Here is a 25,631-nt window from a genome sequence, read left to right as displayed (position 1 = left end):
AGCACCTATCACTATTCACGAACATTAAATTTAAAGATAATTAGTTTAAAAAGAGAAGGGAAATTTCCAATTTCCCTTCTCTTTATTCTTTCATTTGGATCTCTTCACTCTGTTCTTGATGGTATGCTGGTAACACAATATGAACTTCAGTACCTTTACCCTCTTCACTTAAATACTCAATCGTTCCCTTATGGGCTTCAATGATACTAAAGGTAACCATTAGTCCAAGACCTGTTCCTTTTTCTTTTAAAGAATAAAAAGGTTGTCCTAACCGGTCCAATTGTGCTTTTGACATACCTACTCCATTATCTTTAACAACAATTCGTATGTACTCTCGATCTCTTTCTTTCTCAATATTAGCTTCAATCTTAATATAACCTTTCGTGTCCTTTATAGCTTCTACGCCATTTTTTAGAACATTAATGATTGCTTGTTTAAGCTTAGCTCGATCTCCGACAGTATACATATCCTCATTTACATTTACTTGTAAGAAAGCACCTTGCAGTGAGGCGTAACTCGACATTAATGTTGTTACTTCATTCAATTGCTCTGTCATATTGATTATTTTCTTTTCTTCAATTTGAGGTCTAGCTAAGTTTAAATAATCCGAAATGATATTTTCTGCTCGGTCTAGTTCAGCTAATACAAGTTTCATATACTCCCTATTCGTTCCACTTTCTTGATTCTCAATCAACTGAATGAAACCCCTTACAACTGTTAATGGATTTCTAACTTCATGAGCTACACTCGCCGCAAGTTCACTCACCATATTTAATTTCTCCGATTTCTGCATTTGAACACGAATTTCAGCATTTTCAAATAGAAACTCTCGTAAATAAACATGAAACAGCATTGTAATTGTTAAAACAGTAAAAAATATGCACGCCGAAAAAATTGTTTGATCTGATTGGTACTCTTTAATACCATTAACCGTTGCTTCATAATAAAGCAAACAGACCATACTGAACGAAAATAAAATTGGCATTAGTATACTTAAAGCAAATTTCTTTCGTTTAGAAAAACTAACCCAATGTGGTGAAACAATAAATGGTAAAATACACGAAATCAATTCAAAAGGAAAAGATTTCAAAGATGCTAAACCATATAGCAAATACACAAAAACTGCTTTCGTTAAAATAATAATCGTTCCGATCAATCTTCCACCATATAAAATAGATGAATAGATTAATAAAATACTAAAAGTAATAGCCATGCTTTTACTAATGTGAATTGGGTAAAGCAAGCAAATAAAAATATTAAAAAAAGTTAGCAATCCAACTAATATTCTATTTTGTTTCGGGCTTGTATTGTGGTATCTACTAAGCCAGAACATTTCGTATAAAAAGACCGGAATGATTATGATTGCAAATTGAATTAATAAATCTTTTAATTGCAGCATTAAAGTGTCCCCCACCCCTTCTTTCAACAAATTATAACATAGTTATTTAAACTTCTAATTATTAATACAAAAAATTCGAAAAAAACATTTCTACATAGAACGTCACATTATTACAAAGTATTCTAAAATATAAGAAAAGTCGTCAAGCTTAAGCGCTTAACGACTTAAAACCAACCTTTTCTTTTAAAAAATATGTACATTATGATCGTAACAAATCCCATTAAAATTAAGATAAATAAGTAACCATATTTCCATGTTAATTCTGGCATATAGTGGAAATTCATTCCATATAAACCTACGATAAACGTTAGTGGTAAAAAGAAAGATGATATGATTGTTAATGTTTTCATAATATTATTCATTTTTTCTGAGCTTAATGAAAAATAGCTTTCTCGAATATCAGAAGCTAAATCTCGATTCGTCTCAATCATATCCGAAAGCTTCATTAAATGATCGTGTATATCTTCAAAATAAATTCGATGTTCAGATATATCTTTAAATCGATTCGAGTTAAGGATTCGATATAATAAATCACGCGTTGGTAAAATCGTTCTTCTTAATTTCGATAAATCTGATTTAGTATCATATAATCTTTCTACAGCATTATCTACTTGTTTCCTTAATGGATCAATTTCTAGGTCTGATAGTTCATCCTCCAAACGATAAATTAATGGAAAATAACTATCTACAAGCTCATCAATAATTCGATGAGTTAAATGAAGTGGACTCTTCGAAGCTCGACGATCTGACATTATATTATCTAAAACTAGTTGTACAATCGGACTTTTATGTATATGAAAGGTGATAACATAATGATCACTTACAAAAATATCCAATTCCGTTTCATCTAAGTCTAATTTATTTAATTCGTGCAAAATTAAAAAATGATATCCTTCATAGTAGTCAAGTTTAGGTCGTTGTACATATTCCAAACAATCTTCAATCGCTAAAGGATGAAAATTAAATTCAGTTGATAAAAGTTGAATCTCATCTTCGGTCGGTTCATTAATATCTACCCAGTACCATAGGTAATTATTTGATTTAGCATCTGCAATCGTTATATTACGATCGATAACTTTATTTTTAGTTATTCCGATTACTTGTAACAAGTTTTTACTCACCTTCTTTAGTCAATCAAATTATTTCACTACTAAATACTTTTTTTATTATATGGTAAAATGAAGGAAATTTCATTGAATAGTTCGATTAAAAAGTTTTAATTTTAATATAAAAATAATAAGTTGAGGGATATAAAATGAACAGATTTATAAACGAAAGTGTAAAAGAAATTCAAATCTCTGGTATTAGAAAATTTGCCCAAAAAATTGAAAAATATGACAATGTCATTGCATTAACATTGGGTCAACCTGATTTTCCAACTCCAGCACCTATTAAAGAAGCTGCTATTCATGCAATTAATCAAAATCAAACAGTTTATACCCCTAATGCAGGACTGCCTGCACTTAGAAATTCTGCTTCTAATTTTTTACAGAAAAAATATTCTTTATCCTATGATCCAACGAACGAAGTAATCGTTACAGTAGGAGCTAGTCAAGCACTCGACGTTACATTTAGAACAATTCTTAACGATGATTGTGAGGTTATTCTTCCAGCACCAATCTATCCTGGCTATGCACCAATTATTCAAACATGTGGTGCAAAACCAGTATTTGTAGATACATCTACTAGTGGTTTTAAAATAACGCCTGAATTATTAGAAGAACAGATTACTGAAAAAACACGCTGTATTGTTTTACCTTATCCAAATAACCCAACAGGTGTCACATTAACGAAAGAGGAACTTGAGAATTTAGCTAACTATTTATCTCAGAAAGATCTATTCATTTTATCTGATGAAATCTATAGTGAACTGACATATGATACTACTCATACTTCTATTGCCAGTTTCCCTGGAATGAGAGAAAAGACAATTGTCATAAACGGTCTTAGTAAATCACATTCTATGACTGGTTGGAGAATTGGTTTTATCTATGCGCCTGCTTATTTAGCTCAGGAAATCTTAAAAGTGCATCAGTATAACGTATCATGCGCTACATCAATCTCTCAATATGCAGCAATTACAGCATTAACTGATTGCATTGATTCTCCGATCGAAATGGCAAAGGAATATAAAATAAGACGTAATTATATGATTGATCGATTAGAAAAGATGGGGCTACCTTGTATTAAGCCAGAAGGTGCATTTTATTTATTCCCTTCAATTAAAGAATTCAATATGCCTTCCATGGAATTCGCACTAAATCTAGTAGAAAAACATAATCTGGCGGTTATTCCAGGAGAAGCTTTTTCTGAATATGGAGATTCATATATTCGACTATCTTACGCTTATTCAATGAAGGAACTAGAACTTGCGTGTGATCGATTAGAAGAGTTTGTAACTAGTCTTAGAAATTAAAAGCTAAATTACGGAAATAAAAAAGCAGGGGTGGATATCTTAATCCTTCCCTGCTTTTTTTATCTAGCTTGTATTACTCTTGTTTTGAATAACAAATCTTGAATTGTTTTATGGTCTTTTCTAAATAACATTAAATAGACATTAACTATTAATGGTACACCTAAAAGTAGAACTGATATTGCTGCGATAAAGATAAAACGAATGAAAAATAGGATCATTGTTGTTTCTTCATAGTTATCTTTTATCATTTTAATAGCTAAAAATCTTTGACCAAATGTCATCCCTTTATTAAATTGTGGAACAACTACAAATAATATGATCATAATAATTGAAATAACGATTAAATCGACCGTTGAATTTCCTGATGTAGAATTAAAACGACTTAATATCTTCTCAGGATTCATTGTAATAATAGCGATAATGATCCCATAGGCTACTGAAACAATAAACGTATCGAATAAAAACGCACTTAATCGTTGATAAAACTTTGCAAGTTGAAAATTCTGCACTTGTTAACCTCTATTCATTAAATTATTGAATGTGGTGAGACGGATCGTATAAAGTATAAAGTGCTTGCGTTCCTTTTTCATCTAAACCATTTTTAGACAGTTCATCGTAGCATTTTTTTGCAAGTAAAAGTCCTGGTAGATTTAATTCCATCTTTTCCGCTTCTTCAATTGCGATTCCCATATCTTTTATAAAATGTTTAATATAGAATCCTGGCTCGAAATCGCCTCTTAATACACGAGGTGCTAAATTAGATAATGACCAACTACCTGCTGCACCAGTAGAAATACTTCCTAATACTTTTTCACCGTCTAATCCTGCTGATGAAGCATATGCAAGCGCCTCACAAACTCCTAACATACCTGAAGCTATTGCAATCTGATTACACATTTTTACATGTTGTCCACTACCAGCATTTCCATGATAAGCAATATTTTTTCCTAAAACATCAAATAATGTGGACATTTTATGAAAAGTTTCTTCTTCTCCACCAACCATAATCGCTAATCTAGCTTCTCTTGCCCCTAAATCCCCACCTGACACAGGTGCATCTAATGATGACATACCTACTGATTTCGTTAGTTCATCAATTTTTTTTGCTAAAGTTGGTGTCGAAGTTGTAAAGTCGATAAAAGTCGTCCCTTTTGAAGCCGATTGGATGATCCCATTATCGCCAAAATATACTTCTTCTAAGTCACTTGGATAACCGACCATCGTACAAATAACCTGACAATTTGGTGCTAATTCTTTAGGTGTATCATACCAAGTAGCACCTAAATCAATTAATTCATTTGCTTTTTCTTTTGTACGGTTATAAATATGTAATTTTGCACCTGCATTGATTAAATGCTTTGCCATACTTTTACCCATAACGCCAATTCCGATAAATCCAACTTGTAAATCTTTTAAATTAATTGCTTCCATTTTACACACTCCTCATTTAATATCCACAAATAAAATTACCATAAAAATTATTAATAAAAAAGCATGAGCTATTCTTATAAAAAAATAAGTAAACTAAACCTTATTCAAATTAAATTTAGGTTATTTCAACACTAATTTGTTGACTCTAATAATGGAACTATCTATATTAAATAAGTACATAAAAATGTAACTAATGCACCTAATATTTGGAGGTATTTCATATGAAAAATGAACAATTTTTTGAAATGATTAAAGAACGAAACTCTACTCGAGTATTCGACTCTTCTACTGAAATCAGTAGCAGTGAAATTACTGAGCTTCTTGATGCTGCAATGACTGCACCATCTGCTTGGAATTTACAACATTGGAAATTCGTTGTATTCCATGGTGAAAACGCACAAGGTAAATTATTACCTGTTGCATATAACCAAGGTCAGATTAAAGATGCTTCATGTGTAATTGCTGTATTAGCCGATACACAATCAGCAAAAAATGTTGACTTAGTTTTCGGACCTGCAGTGGAAGCTGGTTTTATGAAACAAGAAGCAAAAGACAAATTAAAAGCCAATGTTGAAAATGCTTATGCAACAGAGCAACGTAATCGCGAACAAGGTATTTTGAATTCTTCTCTTGCTGGTATGCAATTAATAATGGCTGCATCTGCGAAAGGTTGGAACACTTGTGCAATCGGTGGATTTAACGAACAAGCATTTAAAGAAACTTTCTTAACTGATGATCGCTATATTCCAACGATGTTGGTTGCCATTGGTAAAGAAAAAGTACCTGGACATCCTACTAAACGTTTTTCTGCAAAAGAAATGTCTATTTGGATTTAATAGTACATGAAAAGTAAAAGGGATTCTGACAATAGTCGGAGTCCCTTTTATGTCATTACGATTCATTAACAATGTTGTTCAACAGTTATGATTAATTTCTTAAGTAATTCTAGAGAAGAATCAATTGCTAATGAATAATATCTATGAGTGCCTTTTTGCTCAATTTGAACTAATTGATTATCACGCAATATCTTTAAATGATGTGATATAGCAGGTCTAGATAATGAAGTTTTTTCTGTAATTTCATTAACAGTTAGCGCTGCACCTTCTGATAACATTAAAATGATATCCTGTCTATAAGGATCGCTTAACGCTTGGAACAAGGGAATACATTCTCTAAATACTTCAATTGCTTCTTTACTCAAATCTTCCACCTACTTTTATTATCCAAAAATAATCTTATTCGTTTAATAATTTAAACATACACTAAATTAAAGAAGCGAATTTGTCAACAGTAGGAACTTTTCGATTCGGTTTGTTACTGAATATATATATAAATCCTAAAAATAAAACAACAGGTTTCCCTGTTGTTTTATTTTAGATGCTATTTACTAAATTAACAACTTCTTCAGCTGTAGACATAGATAAAGCTTTTTCAGCTAATAATTCCATCTCAGCTTTAGAAAGTTTAGCCATTTGACTACGAGCAGGTAGGATTGAAGTAGCACTCATAGAGAATTCATGTAAGCCTAATCCAACAAGTAAAGGAATAGCTAATGCATCTCCAGCCATCTCTCCACACATTCCAGCCCATTTACCTTCTTTATTTGCAGCATCGATTACCATTTTAACTAATCTTAAAATAGATGGGTTATATGGTTGATATAAATATGCAACCTGTTCATTCATACGGTCTGCAGCCATTGTATATTGGATTAAATCGTTTGTCCCAATACTAAAGAAATCAACTTCCTTAGCAAATACATCTGCTAGAACAGCAGAAGCAGGGATTTCAACCATCATACCAATTTCAATATTGTCTGAGACTTGAACATTTTCTTTTATTAACTGTTCTTTTTCTTCTAATAAAACAGCCTTTGCAGCTCTAAATTCATCTAAAGTTGCAATCATCGGGAACATAATTTTTAAATTACCATAAACACTAGCACGAAGTAATGCGCGTAATTGAGTACGGAATATGTCCTTCTGATCTAAACATAAACGAATCGCTCTGTATCCTAAGAATGGGTTCATTTCTTTTGGTAAGTGTAAATAAGATAATTCTTTATCTCCACCGATATCTAGTGTTCTTACTACTACCGGTTTGTCACCCATACTTTCAAGAACTGATTTATAAGATTCAAACTGCTCTTCTTCTGATGGGAAGTTATCGCGTCCCATATATAGGAACTCAGTACGGTAAAGGCCAACACCTTCACCACCATTATTGATAACGCCTTCTACATCATTTGGTGTACCAATATTAGCTACTAACTCAACATGATGTCCATCTTTTGTAACAGTTGGCTCATTTTTCAGCTTAGCCCATTCAACTTTTTGAAGCTCGAATTTTTCTTTTTTAGCTTTATACTCTTCTAATTCTTCATTAGAAGGATCTACTATTACATGACCATCTAATCCATCTACAATGACCATTACGCCATTTTCGATTTTACTTGTTACTTCTTTTGTCCCTACAACAGCAGGTATTTCAAGAGAACGAGCCATGATCGCTGAGTGAGATGTACGACCACCAATATCAGTTGTAAAACCTAAAGCATATTTACGGTTTAATTGCGCTGTATCAGATGGTGTTAAATCTTCTGCAATAATGATTACTTCTTCAGTAATATTGGCAGGGTTAGAAATGGTAACACATAAAAGATGCGCCATTACACGTTTCGTAACATCGCGGATATCTGCAGCACGTTCCTTCATATATTCATTATCCATGCTTTCAAACATTTGAACGAACATTGAAGCAACTTCATTCATAGCAAAATCAGCGTTTACACTTTCAGACTTAATTTTATCTTTAACTGGGTTAACTAGCTCTGGATCATTTAAAACTAAGATGTGCGCAGAAAAGATTGCAGCTTTATCTTCACCAAGTTCAGCATTCGCATGATCACGAATTTTTTCTAATTCAGTGTTAGAAACTTGAATTGCATTGTCAAGTTTAGCAATTTCAGCATCGATATCTGAAATTTGTTTTTTAACAATGTTTAATTCAGGATTTTCTAAGCGAAATGCTTTTGCAATTGCAATTCCACTAGAAGCGGCAATACCTTTGATATGTAAAGACATTATTCGCCTAAACCTTCTTTTTTCATTGTATCTTCGATTGCAGCTAGAGCTTGCTCTGCATCTTCACCGTTAGCACTAATTTTGATCTCAGTTCCTTGTTGAATTCCTAAAGACATTACACCCATGATTGATTTTAAGTTAACTGTTTTACCATTGTACTCAAGATTGATATCAGAATTAAATTTACCTGCTACGTTTACTAATAATGTTGCTGGACGTGCGTGGATTCCAGAATCAGCTGTTACTTTAAAAGTCTTTTCCATAATAATTTATCTCCTTTGTGATTAAATCTACATTTTTGGTATAGACGTTTGGCCTACTATAAATATTCTATTAAAAGGGGTGCATAGTGTCAACTATACTACCCCTTTTAAAAACAAACATTTTTCGTCTATTTAATTAGAATTATTTAATCTTAATGATGCCTACTTCACCTTTTGATTGCTTACCTGGTTTTTCGATTACAACTTGTTGTCCTTCAGCTAAGTTTGTAAATACAACAGGTGTAATTGTAGAAGGTGCATTTTCACGAATAAAGTGTAAATCAATTTTAACTAATTGTTGACCTTTTGTTACTTTCTCACCTTGTGATACCAGTACTTCAAAGCCTTCACCATTTAGTTTTACAGTATCGATTCCAATATGGATTAAAATTTCTTTTCCACCATTTGATAAGATACCAATCGCATGTTTTGTTGGGAATACATTTACAATTTCGCCATCAACTGGAGATACAACTGTACCTTCTGAAGGAATAATTGCAAAGCCATCACCCATCATTTTTCCAGAAAATACCTGATCTGGTACTTCTGTAATTGGGATAATTTCCCCTTCAATTGGATTAATAATAGCTTCTTCAATAGTAGTATCTACTGCTGAAGCTGTTTCTTTATGTGCATCTTGACTAACAACTGGTGTTTTTCCAGTCATAATGTCTTTAATTTGTGATTTTAATGTATCTGATTTAGGTCCAAAAATTGCTTGAATATTATTTCCAACTTCAAGAACTCCAGCGGCACCTAATGCTTTTAAACGATCTTTATTTACTTCATCTTTTGCATTAACTTGTACACGTAATCGTGTGATACATGCATCTAATGAAGAAATATTACTTTTTCCACCTAAAGCTTGTAAAATTTCATATGGTAATTCATTAGCTGGAGTATTACTTGTAGTATCTTCAGCTTTTGCATCTTCACGACCTGGAGTTTTTAAATCCCATTTTCTAATTGCAAATCGGAAACCGAAGTAGTAGATCACTGCTAATGCTAGACCAACGATGATTACCCACCACCAGCCAGTTCTATTCGGTAGAACCCCGAATAATAAGTAGTCGATTAGACCACCTGAGAAAGTCATACCAATTTTAACATTTAGTAATTGCATGATCATAAATGATAAACCAGCAAAGATTGCGTGAATTCCAAATAATACTGGAGCAACAAATAAGAATGAGAATTCGATTGGCTCTGTAATACCTGTTAAGAATGAAGTTAATGCTGCTGATGCTAAAATACCACCAGCGATTTTTTTATTTTCAGGTTTTGCTTCATGATACATTGCTAGTGCAGCAGCAGGTAGACCAAACATCATGAATGGGAATTTACCTACCATGAATGTACCGGCAGTTAATTTTACTCCATCTTTTAATTGAGCGAAGAAGATTTTTTGGTCACCGTGTACAACCATACCTGTTTTATCAGTATATGAACCAAACTCAAACCAGAAAGGTGCATAGAAAATATGGTGTAAACCAAATGGAATTAATGAACGCTCAATGACACCAAATACGAATGCGGATAATGTTAAATTCGCATCAATCATATTATGTGAGAATGAGTTTAAACCGTGCTGAATTGGCGGCCAAATAAAGCACATTAAAATACCAAGTAAAACTGAAAACGCCGCTGTAGCAATCGGTACAAATCGCTTACCTGCAAAGAAACCTAAATATGATGGCAAATCAATTTCATAATATTTATTGTAAGCCCAAGCAGCTAAAATACCGACTATAATACCACCAAATACACCAGTTTGTAGTGTAGGAATCCCTAATACATAAGCAAATGATGGATCATCAAATTTGGCAATATTTAATGTTTTATCTAAAACAACATATTGTCCAACATCTTTGAACACACTCATTGTTTTATTCATAATCAGGAATCCAACGATTGCAGCTAAACCTGCAACACCTTCTCCTCCTGCTAAACCTACGGCAACACCTACTGCGAATAATAATGACAGATTACTAAAAATGATGTCACCAGATTGTTCCATAACTTTCGCTACTAGTTGGAACCAGTGCGCGTCAAGAAACGGTAAATACTTTAATGTTTGTGGATTTTGAAATGCATTACCGAATGCAAGTAACAATCCAGCAGCTGGTAAAATTGCAACAGGAAGCATTAGCGCTTTACCAACTTTTTGTAACACTCCAAAGATTTTCTTAAACATTGTCTTCCTCCTTTTATCCAAACAAAAAAGGCATGAGCAGAAAAAATGAGATTATTGTATCCTGGATATAGTTTCCCCTACCCAAGTATAATAATTCACATTTTTTCAACTCATGCCTGATCGAATCAGTAACACGTTTAATGTGTACAATATTCAATTATGTTTTTATATGATTTCGCTTTCATTATATCTATAGAATTTAAAAATTTCAAGCCAAATTACCCATTTTTTAATTTTTTTTATTTATTATGTTAAAAAAGCGCCAAATTTCTATTTAGGCTTCTTAAATTATTTATTAATTTTACTCTGAACAAGTCGTTCTAAGTGTAAGGTTAAGTATATTACTTCAGCTTCACTTGCTTTTTTATTTAATGAAGCTTGGATTGACTTTAAAATTTTCCATGCTAAATCATAGCATACAGGGTATTCCTTTTTTAAGATTATGCCCAAAGCTGGTGACTCTTCAGATGAATTACCATGAAATATACGATCAATTAAAAATCGCAAATGACGAACTAATCTTGAATAATGAATACTTTCTTTATCAATTTTAATTTGTAAATATTCTTCTATATAGATGACTAAATCTTTAATGATCTGAGAGAACTTATTTACATCCGATACAACTTCCATTGATAAATTACTAACGATATGAAGAGTTACAAACCCTACTTCTTCGATCGGTAAATTTATATCTATTTCTTTATTTATCAAATCAATAACTTCTTGTGCAATTTTAAAATACTCTGGATACATTGCTTTCGTTTCTTGTAAGAAAGGATTATCAACATTATAGCCTTCTCTAATACGCTTAATCGCAAATATTAAGTGGTCTGTTAACCCGATATGAATTTGCTCATTTAAAGTACATCCTGTTCTTTCAGAAATTAAATAAATCGCCTGCTGCAGCGTACCCATTAATTTTTCATCCATAAAGTTGATTAATGATTTATATTGTTTTTGTTTTTGTTCATCTTTTAAGATGAACATTTTTTCTACTACACCTTCGGAAATTAAATCTCCTCTAGTTTTATTAAAACCGATGCCCTTACCCAACAAAACTACTTCGGTATGATCGGGATTTTTAGCTATTAAAACATTATTATTAAGAACTTTTTTGATTGTATAGCATACTGACATCTCTGACATTTTTTTTATCACCCCCAAGTTTAAAAAATCGCTTTTATATCATAACATAATTTTTCTGAAAAAGTTAAAACACGGTTTAAGTTTCATAAATTAATCATATTTTTTTGATAATCTATTATAGTAGGATAGAATATAAAAGTATAAATATAAATTGAGTAGGTGTTAAGAAAAATGATTAAGTTATTTGTTAGTGACCTAGATGGGACAATGTTTCACCAAGGTCAACTATTTGAACATGATGTTGAAGCATTAAAAAACCTTTTAGATCGCGGTGTTTTATTATGCTTTGCTTCCGGTCGTTTAGATTATGAAATCGTAAAAATTATGGAAAACTTAGAAGGTAATTTTCACCGTATTAGTATGAATGGAACTTATATTTATTCAAATGATGGCGAAGCACTGTTAGATGCAACATTCCATCCAAGTGTAATCGATCAAGTTTACGAAATGATATCAAACGATAAATTTTTAATCTACGTAGCTGATCATTCAACATACTATATCGAAGAGAAAACCGATTTAGTTAGAGAAATTGAAAAGAACTCTAGCATGAATGCAGTTGAATTAAAAACACTAAAAACCGATTTAGGTAAAACGATTACACCAAAAAAATATGTAGTTTTAGGTGAAGATGAAGACTTACTTGAGCTACAAAAAGAATTACAAAAAGAACTACCTGAATTTGTAACTTCCTTTATTTCTGCTAAAAATTGTTTAGATATCGTTCCAGTTAACGTAAGTAAAGGTTCAGCAATTCAAATACTAATCGAAAAATTAGGAATTAAACCGGATGAAATTGCTTGTATCGGTGATGCATACAACGATATCTCAATGTTTGAACTAACTCCTAATAGCTTTGCAATGGAAAATGCTGACGATGCAGTTAAGAAATATGCTTCGTATATCGTACCTTCTGTAGCCGAAGCAGTTAAAATTGTTTTACAAATTAAATAAAATGAATGGGTGCTAATTTAGGCACCCTTTTTCTTTGAAAAAAGAGTGCTTAAATAAGCACCCTTTTTAACGGTCAATATCAATTGTAAAACGATAGCGATCAGCTCGGTAAATACAGCTTACATATTCAAGTGGTATACCCTCATTAATAAACGTTACTTGATGTAGTTCTAATGCAGGAGAATCCTCCGCTACTTCAAGAATTAATGAATCTTTTTCTGTCATTAAAGATGCTTTAATCCATTTTGTAGCTTTTTGAATTGAATAACCTAATGTAACTTCAAAATATTCATATAAAGAATGATTCAATGCTTTTTCATCAATTCGATTTACTAATTTTTTTGGTAGATAAGTTGTTTCGATTGCAATGGGATGATCATTTGCTAAACGACATCTTTCAATTTTAAAAATTTCAGATCCACTTTCAATTGATAATACTTCCGCTAAATATTCATCAGCTTCGATCGTTGAAAAGCCAAGTAGTTTATTAGTAGGGGTCAATCCTATAGATGTAATATCCTCAGAAAAACTCCTTAATGATTTTAGTGATTCTTCAACTTCAATTCCATCTTTTACAGATACAAATGTACCAATTCCACGTTTCCGACTTATTAATGATTCTTTTACAAGATTGTTTAATGCTTGTCTTATTGTCATTCTGCTTACATTTAACATCTCACTCAATGTTTGCTCAGAGGGAATTCGCTCACCAGGTTTCCATTCTCCTGAGTTAATTTTTAGCTTTAAAATCTCTTGTATTTGAAAATAAATCGGTAACGGTGAATTTTTATCTAGTTTTAACATTATTTATTACAAAGTGAGTATGCTTCTTCATCAACAACAATTGTTACGTTATTGTGGTTTTGTAGTGCAGTAGCAGGACAGTTAATATCTAATTTTCCATTTAACATTTCTTTAACTGCTTCAGCCTTTTTGCTGCCTGAAGCTACTAAAATGATTTCTTTAGCTCTCATAATTGAACCAATTCCCATAGTTACTGCATGTGTAGGGACATCTTCTTCGTTCTCAAAATAAATTTTATTTGCGTTACGAGTTGATTCTGTAAGCTCTACAATATGAGTAGGTGTATCAAATGGTGTACCTGGCTCATTAAAAGCAATATGACCATTCTCACCTATTCCTAATAATTGTAAATCTACAGGATGCTTTTGTAGTAATTCTTCATAATTTTTACAAGCTTCTTCTAAATCTTTTGTATTTCCATTTGGTAAATGGTTTTCTTTAAAATTTAAGTGGTTAAAAAGTTGTTCTGCCATATAAGTGTGGTAGCTTGTTTGATCATCTTCTGCAAGACCTACATATTCATCAAGATTTACCGTAATGACGTTTGACACATCTGGTTTATGGATACGGAAAAGTTCATAAATACCTAGGGGAGATCCACCTGTCGCTAATCCTAATGTGAATTCTGCTTTCCCTTCAAATGCCTTTACCATTTTTTCATATGCTACTTTTGAAATTTCTTCTGCATTTTTTACTACGATTACGTTCATAAAGTCACCTCATCTATATTTTTACCTTGTCTAGTTGTATCAATAACGAAGAAATCAGGAGTCATTTGCACAAAATCAGCGTCTTTACCTGCTTCTAATGCGCCTTTATGTTTAAGACCAAATTCTTCAGCTTGGTTTATTGATGTCATTTGTACTGCTTCTTCAGGACTACAGCCAGTAAATGCCATAATGTTTCTGAATGCATCATCCATTTTTAAAATACTACCTGCAAGCGTTCCGTCTTCTAATCTTGCACTTTTATTTTTTACAAATACAGGTTGTCCACCTAATTCATATTTGCCGTCCTCTAACCCTTTTGCTCTCATCGCATCAGTAATAACACTTATTTTTTTAGCACCTTTTAGGCGATAAGCAAGTTTTACCATATCAGGATGAATATGAATTCCATCAGGTATCATTTCGACCATTACTCGGTCATCAAGTAATACATGTCCAACTGTTCCTGCTTCACGATGATGCATTGGTCTCATTTGGTTATACAAATGTGTAGCGTGGAAAATATTTCTACCTTCAAAATCTGATCTGATCGCATCAGAGTGACCTACTGTACCAACTACATTAGTCCGCTCTAGCTCTTTTTCTAATTCTTTTGCACCTTCAACCTCTGGCGCATAAGTAACTAATTTGATTAGTCCTCCAGAAGCTTCTTGCCATTCTTTAAATAGTTCAACCTCAGGGTTAATAATGTATTCTAATGGTTGTGCACCAGCTTTATTTTTATTAACAAACGGTCCTTCTAAATGAATATATTCAAAATGAGCACCGAGCTTTTTAGCCTCTTTTAAAGATTTTAAAGCATTTTTAATATTTTCTTTGGATTGTGTCATTGTAGTTGGGAAGAAAGTTGTTACCCCTTCCTTCATCATTTCTTTACTCATAGTTACCATTGAATTTGGATCAGCATCCATTGCATCGACATCATATGCTCCATGTATATGGATATCAATCATTCCAGGAATAATAACTGTTCCTTTTCCATCAATTATTTCTTCACCTTCATTTTCGTAACTATTCATATGCCCAACAGAAGAAATTTTTTCATCGTATCGAATATAACCAGTTTCAATTACTTCTGTACCTGTGTAAATTTTTACATTAATAATTGATTTCATTTACTCTCCTCTTTCCTTTGCTTAAGAAGTCTTCGCCAATACTCCAATATAGAAAGTAGTGTTTACTTAATCATCATTCACATTCATTTATAAGTACCTTGATTTCTTCATAACTATTTTATGATATATACTCCTAGTTGTCTATACTACTTATAAGCAATTAACAAAAACGTCACAAATAATGACGGCATTGTATATTCTTTAAATCCCTTATACCCCTAAAAAAGTAGAAGTATTGGTTCTTGTCCTTCATGGATCTACCAATACTTCTTCTTTTTCGATATATAATTTATGACCATTTGTTGCTAATTCGATATCTCCGAATTGGTCTGTTGTAAATTGTTTAATTCCTAGATGATTTAACCGCTTCATTACTGACCGATGTGGATGACCAAATAAGTTAAATTTATCATATGAAAGGATTGCGACTGTAGGATTTACAGCAAATAAAAACGCTTCTGAAGTTGATGTTGATGATCCATGATGCGGAATTTTTAGTACTTGAGCATTGATATTCTCATTTTTAATTAATCTTTGTTCGGCTTTTCTTTCAATATCTCCGGTTAATAGAATTGAAATGTCAGCATACTTAACTTTCAATACGATTGAACTATTATTATTCGTATACGATTTTTTCCCGCTATTTAAAACTGTGATATCTACATTGGGGTCAAGCATTATTTTTTCATCTAGCTTTGCAATACTAATTGGAATATTCTTCTGATATGCTTCTTTCTTATATAAATAATAAGAATGTGAATTATATTTTTTCCCACTATCTAGGATTTTTGTTATCTTAACACTATTCATCACTTTTAATAACCCACCAATATGATCAATATCTGGATGTGTACTGACTAATAGATCGATCGCATTTATATGTAGTCGTCTAAGTTTTTTTATAACGACTCCACCATGTTCAACGTCTCCTCCATCGATCAGTACTGTTTTACCATTTGGTAAAATCATAACCATGCTATCTCCTTGACCTACATCAAAAAAATAAATTAATAATGGGTGAGTAATATAGCCGTAATTTGTAGTTCTTGCTTCACTATTTATGTTATGACTAAAAAAAGCAGTAAAAAAAATAAAGATAGAAAATATGAGAGAGTATCGTTTTCGATTTTTGTTCATTCCCACTTCCTCCTAACATTATTTTCTCATAGCAAATTCAAAAGTATGTATGATGCCCATAAAATTAAGTTGGAAAATAGAGTATACTTCAAATTGGAATTGTAATTCAAATCGGTGATAAAGATCAGCCCACTATCATTAAAAATGCACAAGAAAAAACTGTAAGCAATTTTCGCTTACAGTTTTTAAATTTACTCAAATACTTCCTCTAGTTTTTTTACAACTAATAGGGAATCACTAACTTGCATAGTCGTTTGATTTGTAATGTATACTCCGTGCATACCTAATTTTAAAGCAGGAGAAATTTCATTAATAAAATTATCACCGATCGACACAATTTCATTTGGCATAACATTGAACTTATTCATTATACTTTTAAAATGGTTTTCGGTTTCTAACGGCTTCTTTCCATCAGTAATTTCAAGATGAAATAATTCGTTTAAATTAAGTAACTTCAATAATCTAGTTACATCTTCACGATCAGAGTTTGTTAACAATACTAATTTTTTAGAATCCTTAACTTTTTCTAAAGCCTCTTTTAAACCTTTTATATAAGGAATACTAAACTCTTTTGTTGCCATATACTCTTTTGTTTTATCATAACAGTGAAATACATCCTTTGCACCGTAGTGATAGCTTGCTACTAAAGGAATCCACCAACCATCTCCTACTGGAATAAAAGGTAATTCATAATTAATTTTTTCAATATAATCCGCTGGAAGTTCATCTTTAGATAGTAGCTGCCCTTCCCAAGTGAATACTTGAATCGGCATCAATGTAATTGGATCTAATGATATGATTAAATCATTTTCAGAGTCATATATTTTTCCAATTGTTAATGCATGGTCATAATCTTTTATTTTTTTATAATCGCTTAAAAAAGAATCACGTTTTTCTGGACTTATTTCATTAGCTAGTAATTTAGCATAGTAATCGTAGTGCTCAGTACCATCATACAAAGTACCATCTAAATCAAAAACTAATACTTTTGAATTCATTAATAAATTGTGCATTTCCTACTCCTTAGCTGTCTTTGTCTTTTACGTCTAAAATAAAATCAAATGATTTTTGATCATCATTTAATTTAAATTCATAAAATATTTTATACATACCTGCTTCAGGTAAATCAAGTTCATAGTTTACTTTTGAATGATTATTAGGATTACTAATTAGCTTAAAATATGTACCTTCTTCATTCATAATATAAAATTGCTGATCTGTAAATTTGGAACGTTTTTTAAACTGATCAAAATCAAATGTAATTTTACTCTTAGTTTTTGGAAGAATTGAAGTATAAAGTAGCGAAACTCTGTAATCATCTGTCTTTTTCGTTAAAATTGCTGTCGGAAATACTTCATCAGTTTTGTCCTTTTGTTTTTGGAAAATCTTTGTATCAAGCGTTTGATTATTTAAAAATAGACTAACATAATATGGAGTGTCTTTCTTAAAGGAATACTTGAATGTAAATTGATTATCTCCATTATATACAGGTTCAATGACTTTATAAGAATTTAATTGATCTGTCGTAATAAATAGTCTAATTTTTTCACGTTGTAACACATTCAAAGTTCTAGAAGATACGATTACTTCTTGTGAGGTTTTTTTAGTCGTAAGATTCCATTTTACTTTTTCAACTTTAATGTGGCTAACCTGGCTACCACTTGATAATATACTATGATTAACTAAGCGATTGCTAATTAATAGAATAATTAATATAGCTATACATAGAGCTGCAATAAAACGAAATTTCATAGATCATTCTCCCTTAAATAGTTAAAAAATTTTTAGTTATTTCAAGAAAGCTGAATTTCTAATTGTAAACTCTTTCATTATCTTATCACCTGTGCAATAATTAAAATTCGCCATAAATTATCTGTATTGGTTAATTTTGTCTATGAATATTTCTATATTTATTATGTACTACGTCCATCTTACTTTTTCCTTTAAGTAGCGATACAAATAAGAATGTTTTTTATTTAAATGTAGAAACTATCATACTGATAATCGATGGGCTATTTACCTACAGTTTTAAGGAGGATCATTAAATGAGTATACATATTGGTGCCGAACAAGGTGCAATTGCTGATAAAATTTTATTACCTGGTGACCCATTAAGAGCTAAATATATCGCAGAAACATTTTTAGAGGATGTTGTTTGCTATAATGATGTTCGTGGAATGCTTGGTTTTACTGGTACATATAAAGGCCAAAGAATTTCCGTTCAAGGTACTGGAATGGGAATACCTTCAATTGGTATTTATGTAAATGAACTGATTAGTAGTTATGGTGTAAAAACTTTGATTCGCGTTGGTACATGTGGTGGACTTCAAAAGGATGTAAAACTTCGTGATGTCATTATTGCGATGACGACTTGTACAGATTCAAATATGAATCGTCAAACATTCCCTGGTTTCGATTATTCTCCATGTGCTAGCTTTGATTTATTAAAGAAAGCATATGATGGAGCAGTGAATAAAGGGTTAAATGTTAAAGTAGGTAATATTTTAACTTCAGATATTTTCTACCGAGATAGTATGGACATGTATCAAAAGTTAGGTGATTACGGAGTTCTTGCTGTAGAAATGGAAACTACTGCATTATATACACTCGCAGCGAAACATAATGTAGATGCACTTACTGTCTTAACTGTAAGTGATCATATCTTCACTGGTGAAGAAACTTCTGCTCAAGAAAGACAAACTACTTTCAATGACATGATTGTTATTGCTTTAGATGCAGCAATCGCTTAATAGATCTTAAAAAAACCTGGGATACTGATCTCAGGTTTTTTCAGTGCGTTGAAATATGAATGAGGGAATTTTGAAAACTAGAACACTAAGTGAATAATTTATCGAAAAAGTTGAGTTTTGTTTGAATCGGTAAGTTGTACCTTTCTCTATTTCTTCATGAATAATGGTCCTGCTTGCAAATTTCTAATTATTATTAAAGATCTGCTTTTTTAATTGAACTTCTATTTATTGAATTCTTAGTCTAAGGGTTTAATTAACATGATTAATATTGATAACTAAAATTTAAATTTCTAAAAAATTAGCGACCTAATGACGTTTTAATAACACTTTACATCCAATCAAAGGTACAATAGCAATATCGAAAATCAAATTAAGGATGGTAAGGAATGAAGAAACAGCAATCAATTTTATTTTTCACCTGGATTGTAAGTATTATTGCAACACTAGGTAGTTTATCATTTTCAATTATTAATCATTGGACACCATGTTCATTATGCTGGTATCAGCGAATTTTTATGTACCCGATCGTTTTTATTATTGGAATCGCTTTTTATAAAAATAAAATAAAAGATGTAATTTATGTTTTACCTTTATCATTAATAGGTATGTGTATTTCAATCTATCATATTTTAATTCAAAAAGTTCCCGCACTGAAGGAAACAGCAACGCAGTGTGGTCCGGTCCCTTGTACTGGAGATTATTTAAATTGGTTTGGATTCATTACAATTCCAATGTTAGCATTTGTTGCATTCCTACTTATTAATATTTGCTGCATAACTCTTTTACGAAAATCAAATTAAAATAATTCAAGCTGCTCGGTAGAAGATGGTCCAAATTCAATACCTAGCAGCTTCATTAATTGTTTTGCATTATCCGCTGCATCTCCACCAGAATTATTATTAAACAGTATACAAATTTCTTTTGTGTTTTTTGATAACTGCTCAATTCTTTCTACCCATTCGTATAATTCCTCTTCATTATATCGGTATAAATAACGTACTTCACGCCAATTATCTTGTCCATTGTGATTCCATCCATATATATTTCGACCATGGAACCGGATTAAAGTTAATTTCGGATTTGTCGGATGTAACACGATTGGTATGCTACCATTACCTGCTTGTGGCTCATCACAAATTGAATGAATCCATCCTTCATCCTCCATAAACTTCAAAGTTTGATCATAAAAACTCGGATAAAACCAAGTCTGATTTCGAAATTCTAAAATTGCAGGAAGTCCTTTAAGTTTACTTTTCAAGGTTCTTAATATTTCAACATTTTCTTTTTTACAATTAAACCATGGTGGAAACTGAAATAAGATCCCTTTTAACTTATTCGCTTCAATTAAAGGCTGAATAGATTCCAAAAATGGCGTCAACAGTAAAATTTGCTCCTCTTTCGAATAATTTTGCCTTGAATGGCCAGTAATTCCACCATATGCTTTAACGATAAATGAAAAGTCAGCAGTTGTTTGATTTACCCATTTTTGATAGTTTGATTGTGGCATAATACTATAATAGGAAGAATCAATTTCAACAATTGGAAAATGCATACAATATTGTCTCAATTTTTTTGAAGAGTGAATCCGATCAGGGTATAAACTATCATGATCGCCCCACCCAGTAACTCCAATTTTAATTTCCATACTTCTCTCCCATTAGTTCTTTCATTACTAATTAATTATTTCTAATTTTCATTAAAATAAACGAATTAGTTTGATATAATGACTACAGTATAATCTTATTTTAGTAGAAATTGGAGTATAGTGTAAATGATTAACGGGACAGTACAAGAACTAAAAAATAAAATTACCGAACTAGAAGAAAAAGTAAAATCGTATGAAACAATTTTAAATACAATAACTTCCGAATCTATATTTTCAAATGAAACTCGTGAATTATCTAATTCGAATCATTTAACTAGAAATACAACTTTATATCATACAAATAATGATACAATTCCATTACATACTAAATTTTCTAACTTTTTATCTAATAGTAGAAGAACTTTGCAATCGATCTACGATGCATTACCGCACCATATATTATTTATAGATAAAGATGGTATCATTACGCTATACAATCAGCAAGTTGCGATTGATTTTAAAATTACTAAATGCGAATTAATCGGACGACATATTAGAGAATTATTAAAAATAGAGGATAAAGAAATTTGTTTATTACAAACACTTTATTCAGGCGAAGAATTTTATAATAAGGAAATTTTAAATATTAATTATGGCATTATCAATACTCGCATCATCCGTGATTTAAATGGAGAAATTTCAAGAGTAATTGGTGTTTTTCATAATTTAAACGAGGCAAGAGATTCTGAAAAGCTAGCATTGTCAGGTAGAATTGCTGCAGGTATAGCACATGAAGTCCGCAATCCACTTACAACTGTTAGAGGTTATTTGCAATTCTTGCAAGAAGAAGCTCCACCTAGGTATAAACAATTGTTTAATGATTTATTGATTCCAGAATTAGATCGAGCAAATGGAATTATTACAGACTTTTTATCGATAACAAAGAATGCGAACTATAAACCAGAGCCAATTAATATTAATGATTTTTTATCAAATCACATAAAACAGCTATTATTTAGCGAGACCGTTTTAAATAATGTTAAAATTGAATATTACCTATCTGAGGAATTAATAGGAGCACATATTTTCTTTGATAAAAACCAACTTGTCCAAGTAATTTTAAATTTATTTCATAATGCACTAGATGCAAAAAAAGAAGGTCAGCTTACAATTATCATTGCAACTTATATTGATAAAGATTTTATTTATATTGCAGTAAAAGATGATGGATCTGGAATTCCACCTTCAGATTTACCATATATATTTGATCCGTTTTTCTCAACTAAAGATGACGGTACTGGACTAGGTTTATCTCTAACTAAAAAACTGATTCAAAATCATAACGGGACCATTTCTGCAATAAGCGGTAATAATGGAACTACTTTTACGATTACATTACCAATTAAATAGCTTTTTTCATAAAAAAAGACCAAAACATCAAAGTTTTGGTCTTTTTTATTAAACAGATAATATGATTTTTCCAGTTGATTTTCTACTTTCTAATAGATCATGTGCAAGCTTACCATCTTTTAAAGGAAACACAGTAGGTTGTTGTACGATTAATTGTTTCGTTGCAATCCAATTAAATAGCTCGCTACTTCTACGTAGTCTCTCTTCTTTCGAAATTAGTACATTCCACAAGTCTCCACCAGTTAGCGTTTTTGAAGTATCCATTAACATTCTTGGATCAATATGAACTGGATCCCCTCCAGCCATTCCATAAAATACAACTGTACCGTGAACTTTTGTTGCTTCAAAGCTATCCATTATTGTAGAGCCCACTGATTCATATACAACATCTACACCATTTTTTTCTTTTGTAAACTCTTTTATTTGTGAAACCCAATTATCAGTATATAAAAATACTTCTTTCGCACCGATTGATAAAGCTTTTTCTCTTTTTTCTTGTGATGAGGTTAAGCCGATTACCTCTCCACCTTTTAAAAGAATCATTTGAGTCAATAATTGGCCAACACCACCTGCAACTGCATGAACAAGTGCAACATCACCTGCTTTTATTTTATAACTATCATTAATTAAATAATGTGCAGTTAACCCTTGTAGCATAATAGACGCAGCAATTTCAAAGTTAATTTCATCTGGTATTGGTACAATATGCGATTCCTTTGCAGCGACATACTCTGCATTCGAAAAAGGAACATCTGCAAACGCTACGCGATCTCCTACTTTATAGTCTTTTACATCAGAACCGACTTCGGTAATGATTCCAGAGCCCTCATAACCTAGAATATATGGAGGTTCACCTGCTAAATGATAATTTCCTTTACGACGATAAATATCTGCAAAGTTAACCCCTACAGCTTTCATTTCAACTAATACTTCATCGTTTGAAATTTTAGGTGTTGCTATTTCTTCGTATTTTAATACGTCTGATTTACCAAATTCTCTAAAAACAAGTGCTTTCATTTACATACTTCCTTACATTTAAAATTCAAAGACAAAATCCTCATCTGTTAATTTTTCCACTGTAACTGCTTTTACATACCCATTACCTTTAACAGAGAAGAAATCATGATTTTTAGTATCCGTTTTTAAACCGTTTAAAACAATTGGATTAATATCTTCTTCATCAAAATAAGGATCAAATCCTAAGTTCATTAACGCTTTGTTTGCATTATATCGAATAAACTTATTAACTTCATCCACTAAACCAATTGAAGAATAAATTTCATCTGTATATTGTAACTCAATTTCATATAATTGAACTAATAATGACATTGTTTCATTGTAAAGTCGAGTTTTTTGTTCATCAGTAAATTGGTCATAAATTTGTTGCGCTAATAGTCCTACAAAAACACCATGAATACTTTCATCACGTAAAATTAAATTAATAATCTCTCCACTAGCAGTCATTTTACCTTGACCAGCTAAGTATAACGGGTAGAAAAATCCACTATAAAATAAGTAACTTTCTAAAAATACACTTGCAACCATTGCCATATACAACTCTTCATCCGAAACATCACGCTTTAATAGATTTAAATAATAAGAAGAAATTAATTCCGATTTTTTAGTTAAAATTGGATGCTCGTCTACCCATTTAAACAAATCTTCAATTTCATCTTCAGTAGCAAGAGTTGTAAAAATATGCGAATAGCTTTTCGCATGTACTTCTTCCATCGCACCCATAAAGGCTAGTACACTTTTAGCTTGTAAATTTTTAAGATGAACTAAGATTAAAGGCATACCTTCTCCGCCTTGCTTAGTATCTAATAATGTTAGACCGCCTAAAACCTTTTTAAATGCCGATTGCTCCTCTTTTGATAATGTATTCCAAGTATTTTTATCAGATGAAACGACAATTTCTTCTTCAGTCCAAAACTGCGATAGATTTTGCTTCCAAAATACTAAACTAAAATCATCCTCTTTTTTATTCCAGTTAACAGCTTTCATTAATATTTCCCCCTAATCATAAAGAAAGCTCGATGATATAGAACAATATGCATAAAGCATTCTATATTCGAGCTTTTCATTTTAGATCATCAAGTAATTTATTTAGATTCAGGTTTAGATTATTCAACTCTTTATATACTAAAGTTTAATACTACTTTTTTATACTGAACAACTAATGCATTCTTCTACACTCAATTTACGAGTACGTGTGTAATATAAACTCTTTAATCCTTTTTTATTAGCATAAATATAGTATCTAGCAAGCTCTCGCGTTGAGATATCACTGTTTACATATAAAATTGTACTAATACCTTGATCGACATGCTGCTGAATTTCAGCAATTAAGTCAATTAACTTAAATTGGTTAATATCATATGCCGATTTATAATACCAGAAACTATTTTTTGATAAATATGGCATTGGATAATAAGTTGTTGAATTTGCGTAAGTTCTAGACTCTATAACATTTACAATCGGCATAACCGATGAAGTAGCATTTTGAATGTAGCTAATTGATTGAGTAGGTGCGATTGCTAAACGATAGCTGTTATATAATCCATACGCTTGTACTTGCTTACTTAATGTGACCCAGTCAAATTCATTCGGGATATAGATTCCATTAAATAATTCCTTTACTTTGTCTGTTTTAGGTTCAAATGATTTTGAAGTATACTTTTCAAAATAAGTACCTTTAGCATATTCACTCTTTTCAAAATCCTTAAACGTTTTACCAGTTTCTTTAGCAATTAGCATACTTTTTTCAATAGAATAAAAGTTTACCATCATAAAGAAAGTATTCGCAAAATCTTTAGCTTCAACACTTTCATATGAAATTCCATTTTTCGCTAAAAACCCATGCAAATTCATTGCACCTAGACCAACAGAATGAAGTTCTTCATTTGCCTTTTTAACTGTAGGTGCATTCTCTATTTCCGTCATATCTGTTACAGCTGTTAATGCCTCAATTCCAACATGTACAGATTCTCTGATCGCTTTATTTTCCATTACATTTACAATATTTAATGATCCTAAATTACAATTCACATCACGTTTAATCGCATCTTCTTCACCATAGTTATTGATGACTGATGTTTCTTGTAGTTGAAAAATTTCTGTCTCATATATTCAATCAGGCCCGCTACAACCTAACCCGTTCTCTTATGAACTGCTACATGTCACCATGCAGGATAGACTATATCATCACCTTCA

Annotated in this window: 24 protein-coding genes and 1 pseudogene; 6 read left to right on the top strand and 19 right to left on the bottom strand. The window is 31.5% G+C overall.

Features of this window, described 5'->3' with window-relative positions; genetic code table 11:
- Positions 1 to 82: 82 nt before the first annotated feature.
- Both AN960_RS17860 and corA read right to left on the bottom strand, forming a co-directional pair.
- Positions 83 to 1,399, bottom strand: coding sequence for an ATP-binding protein (locus AN960_RS17860; RefSeq protein ID WP_056474200.1), 1,317 nt, complete (start codon positions 1,397 to 1,399; stop codon positions 83 to 85).
- Between the two features lie 164 nt (positions 1,400 to 1,563).
- Positions 1,564 to 2,508: a magnesium/cobalt transporter CorA gene (gene corA, locus AN960_RS17855; RefSeq protein ID WP_056474196.1), complete on the bottom strand. Its 945-nt coding sequence runs from the start codon at positions 2,506 to 2,508 to the stop codon at positions 1,564 to 1,566.
- 146 nt (positions 2,509 to 2,654) lie between these two features.
- Here corA and AN960_RS17850 point away from each other — a divergent pair, with 146 nt between their 5' ends.
- On the top strand, positions 2,655 to 3,815 hold the full coding sequence (locus AN960_RS17850) for an aminotransferase A (protein ID WP_056474192.1): 1,161 nt from the start codon (positions 2,655 to 2,657) through the stop codon (positions 3,813 to 3,815).
- Between the two features lie 59 nt (positions 3,816 to 3,874).
- On the opposite strand, the gene AN960_RS17845 is transcribed toward AN960_RS17850, so the two are convergent.
- Both AN960_RS17845 and AN960_RS17840 read right to left on the bottom strand, forming a co-directional pair.
- Complete coding sequence (locus AN960_RS17845) at positions 3,875 to 4,324, bottom strand: RDD family protein (RefSeq protein ID WP_056474190.1); 450 nt, start codon at positions 4,322 to 4,324, stop codon at positions 3,875 to 3,877.
- 22 nt (positions 4,325 to 4,346) lie between these two features.
- Positions 4,347 to 5,237: an NAD(P)-dependent oxidoreductase gene (locus AN960_RS17840; RefSeq protein WP_156339721.1), complete on the bottom strand. Its 891-nt coding sequence runs from the start codon at positions 5,235 to 5,237 to the stop codon at positions 4,347 to 4,349.
- Positions 5,238 to 5,467: 230 nt separating this feature from the next.
- Here AN960_RS17840 and AN960_RS17835 point away from each other — a divergent pair, with 230 nt between their 5' ends.
- Positions 5,468 to 6,082, top strand: a complete 615-nt coding sequence (locus tag AN960_RS17835; protein ID WP_056474182.1) for a nitroreductase family protein — start codon at positions 5,468 to 5,470, stop codon at positions 6,080 to 6,082.
- A gap of 65 nt (positions 6,083 to 6,147) precedes the next feature.
- Here the strand turns inward: AN960_RS17835 and AN960_RS17830 are convergent, their stop codons facing one another.
- The 5 genes from AN960_RS17830 to glcT all read right to left on the bottom strand — a co-directional run bounded on the left by AN960_RS17830 (position 6,148) and on the right by glcT (position 11,926).
- Positions 6,148 to 6,447 carry an ArsR/SmtB family transcription factor gene (locus AN960_RS17830; protein ID WP_056474180.1) on the bottom strand — a complete coding sequence of 100 codons (300 nt, stop codon included), beginning with the start codon at positions 6,445 to 6,447 and terminating at the stop codon, positions 6,148 to 6,150.
- Between the two features lie 172 nt (positions 6,448 to 6,619).
- Positions 6,620 to 8,329, bottom strand: a complete 1,710-nt coding sequence (gene ptsP, locus AN960_RS17825) for a phosphoenolpyruvate--protein phosphotransferase (RefSeq protein ID WP_056474176.1) — start codon at positions 8,327 to 8,329, stop codon at positions 6,620 to 6,622.
- Positions 8,329 to 8,592, bottom strand: coding sequence for a phosphocarrier protein HPr (locus AN960_RS17820; RefSeq protein WP_056474173.1), 264 nt, complete (start codon positions 8,590 to 8,592; stop codon positions 8,329 to 8,331). Before AN960_RS17820 ends, ptsP begins: the two co-directional genes overlap by 1 nt.
- 142 nt (positions 8,593 to 8,734) lie before the next feature.
- On the bottom strand, positions 8,735 to 10,786 hold the full coding sequence (gene ptsG, locus AN960_RS17815) for a glucose-specific PTS transporter subunit IIBC (protein WP_056474170.1): 2,052 nt from the start codon (positions 10,784 to 10,786) through the stop codon (positions 8,735 to 8,737).
- Positions 10,787 to 11,074: 288 nt separating this feature from the next.
- On the bottom strand, positions 11,075 to 11,926 hold the full coding sequence (gene glcT / locus AN960_RS17810; protein WP_056474272.1) for a glucose PTS transporter transcription antiterminator GlcT: 852 nt from the start codon (positions 11,924 to 11,926) through the stop codon (positions 11,075 to 11,077).
- 180 nt (positions 11,927 to 12,106) lie between these two features.
- Here glcT and AN960_RS17805 point away from each other — a divergent pair, with 180 nt between their 5' ends.
- Entirely contained in the window at positions 12,107 to 12,889 is a 783-nt protein-coding gene (locus AN960_RS17805; RefSeq protein WP_056474167.1) for a Cof-type HAD-IIB family hydrolase, read from the top strand.
- A gap of 66 nt (positions 12,890 to 12,955) precedes the next feature.
- Here the strand turns inward: AN960_RS17805 and AN960_RS17800 are convergent, their stop codons facing one another.
- The 6 genes from AN960_RS17800 to AN960_RS17775 form a co-directional block, all read right to left on the bottom strand.
- Complete coding sequence (locus tag AN960_RS17800; protein ID WP_056474164.1) at positions 12,956 to 13,693, bottom strand: GntR family transcriptional regulator; 738 nt, start codon at positions 13,691 to 13,693, stop codon at positions 12,956 to 12,958.
- Positions 13,693 to 14,403 carry a glucosamine-6-phosphate deaminase gene (gene nagB / locus AN960_RS17795; RefSeq protein WP_056474162.1) on the bottom strand — a complete coding sequence of 237 codons (711 nt, stop codon included), beginning with the start codon at positions 14,401 to 14,403 and terminating at the stop codon, positions 13,693 to 13,695. The genes AN960_RS17800 and nagB overlap by 1 nt, the downstream gene beginning before the upstream one ends.
- Positions 14,400 to 15,536: an N-acetylglucosamine-6-phosphate deacetylase gene (gene nagA / locus AN960_RS17790; RefSeq protein WP_056474160.1), complete on the bottom strand. Its 1,137-nt coding sequence runs from the start codon at positions 15,534 to 15,536 to the stop codon at positions 14,400 to 14,402. Before nagA ends, nagB begins: the two co-directional genes overlap by 4 nt.
- A gap of 249 nt (positions 15,537 to 15,785) precedes the next feature.
- A complete protein-coding gene (locus AN960_RS17785; RefSeq protein WP_056474157.1) occupies positions 15,786 to 16,673 on the bottom strand; it encodes a ComEC/Rec2 family competence protein in 888 nt (295 codons plus the stop codon).
- Positions 16,674 to 16,864: 191 nt separating this feature from the next.
- A complete protein-coding gene (locus AN960_RS17780) occupies positions 16,865 to 17,686 on the bottom strand; it encodes an HAD family hydrolase (protein WP_082459564.1) in 822 nt (273 codons plus the stop codon).
- Positions 17,687 to 17,696: 10 nt separating this feature from the next.
- On the bottom strand, positions 17,697 to 18,425 hold the full coding sequence (locus tag AN960_RS17775; protein ID WP_056474156.1) for a hypothetical protein: 729 nt from the start codon (positions 18,423 to 18,425) through the stop codon (positions 17,697 to 17,699).
- Between the two features lie 293 nt (positions 18,426 to 18,718).
- Between AN960_RS17775 and deoD the strand changes: the two genes are divergently transcribed.
- Positions 18,719 to 19,423 (top strand): purine-nucleoside phosphorylase, encoded by a 705-nt coding sequence (gene deoD, locus AN960_RS17770; RefSeq protein ID WP_056474152.1) that lies wholly within the window; start codon positions 18,719 to 18,721, stop codon positions 19,421 to 19,423.
- A gap of 386 nt (positions 19,424 to 19,809) precedes the next feature.
- A complete protein-coding gene (locus AN960_RS17765; protein ID WP_056474150.1) occupies positions 19,810 to 20,223 on the top strand; it encodes a disulfide oxidoreductase in 414 nt (137 codons plus the stop codon).
- Here AN960_RS17765 and AN960_RS17760 read toward each other — a convergent pair.
- Positions 20,220 to 21,068 carry a DUF72 domain-containing protein gene (locus tag AN960_RS17760; RefSeq protein WP_056474145.1) on the bottom strand — a complete coding sequence of 283 codons (849 nt, stop codon included), beginning with the start codon at positions 21,066 to 21,068 and terminating at the stop codon, positions 20,220 to 20,222. The genes AN960_RS17765 and AN960_RS17760 overlap by 4 nt on opposite strands.
- A gap of 126 nt (positions 21,069 to 21,194) precedes the next feature.
- Here AN960_RS17760 and AN960_RS17755 point away from each other — a divergent pair, with 126 nt between their 5' ends.
- Positions 21,195 to 22,418, top strand: a complete 1,224-nt coding sequence (locus AN960_RS17755; RefSeq protein WP_056474143.1) for a two-component system sensor histidine kinase NtrB — start codon at positions 21,195 to 21,197, stop codon at positions 22,416 to 22,418.
- A 48-nt stretch (positions 22,419 to 22,466) separates the two neighbouring features.
- Here the strand turns inward: AN960_RS17755 and AN960_RS17750 are convergent, their stop codons facing one another.
- The 3 genes and pseudogenes from AN960_RS17750 to AN960_RS17740 all read right to left on the bottom strand — a co-directional run.
- Positions 22,467 to 23,435 (bottom strand): quinone oxidoreductase family protein, encoded by a 969-nt coding sequence (locus AN960_RS17750; protein WP_056474141.1) that lies wholly within the window; start codon positions 23,433 to 23,435, stop codon positions 22,467 to 22,469.
- 18 nt (positions 23,436 to 23,453) lie between these two features.
- Positions 23,454 to 24,422, bottom strand: coding sequence for a class 1b ribonucleoside-diphosphate reductase subunit beta (gene nrdF / locus AN960_RS17745; RefSeq protein WP_056474139.1), 969 nt, complete (start codon positions 24,420 to 24,422; stop codon positions 23,454 to 23,456).
- 159 nt (positions 24,423 to 24,581) lie between these two features.
- Positions 24,582 to 25,538 (bottom strand): annotated as a pseudogene (locus AN960_RS17740) (ribonucleotide reductase barrel domain-containing protein); the annotation flags it as partial.
- Positions 25,539 to 25,631: the final 93 nt, after the last annotated feature.

This window comes from Bacillus sp. FJAT-25509, assembly GCF_001420605.1.
Lineage (GTDB): Bacteria > Bacillota > Bacilli > Bacillales > Bacillaceae_G > Gottfriedia.
The sequence above is the reverse complement of the archived record's forward strand: the minus strand, read 5'-3'. Positions and strand labels throughout refer to the sequence as shown.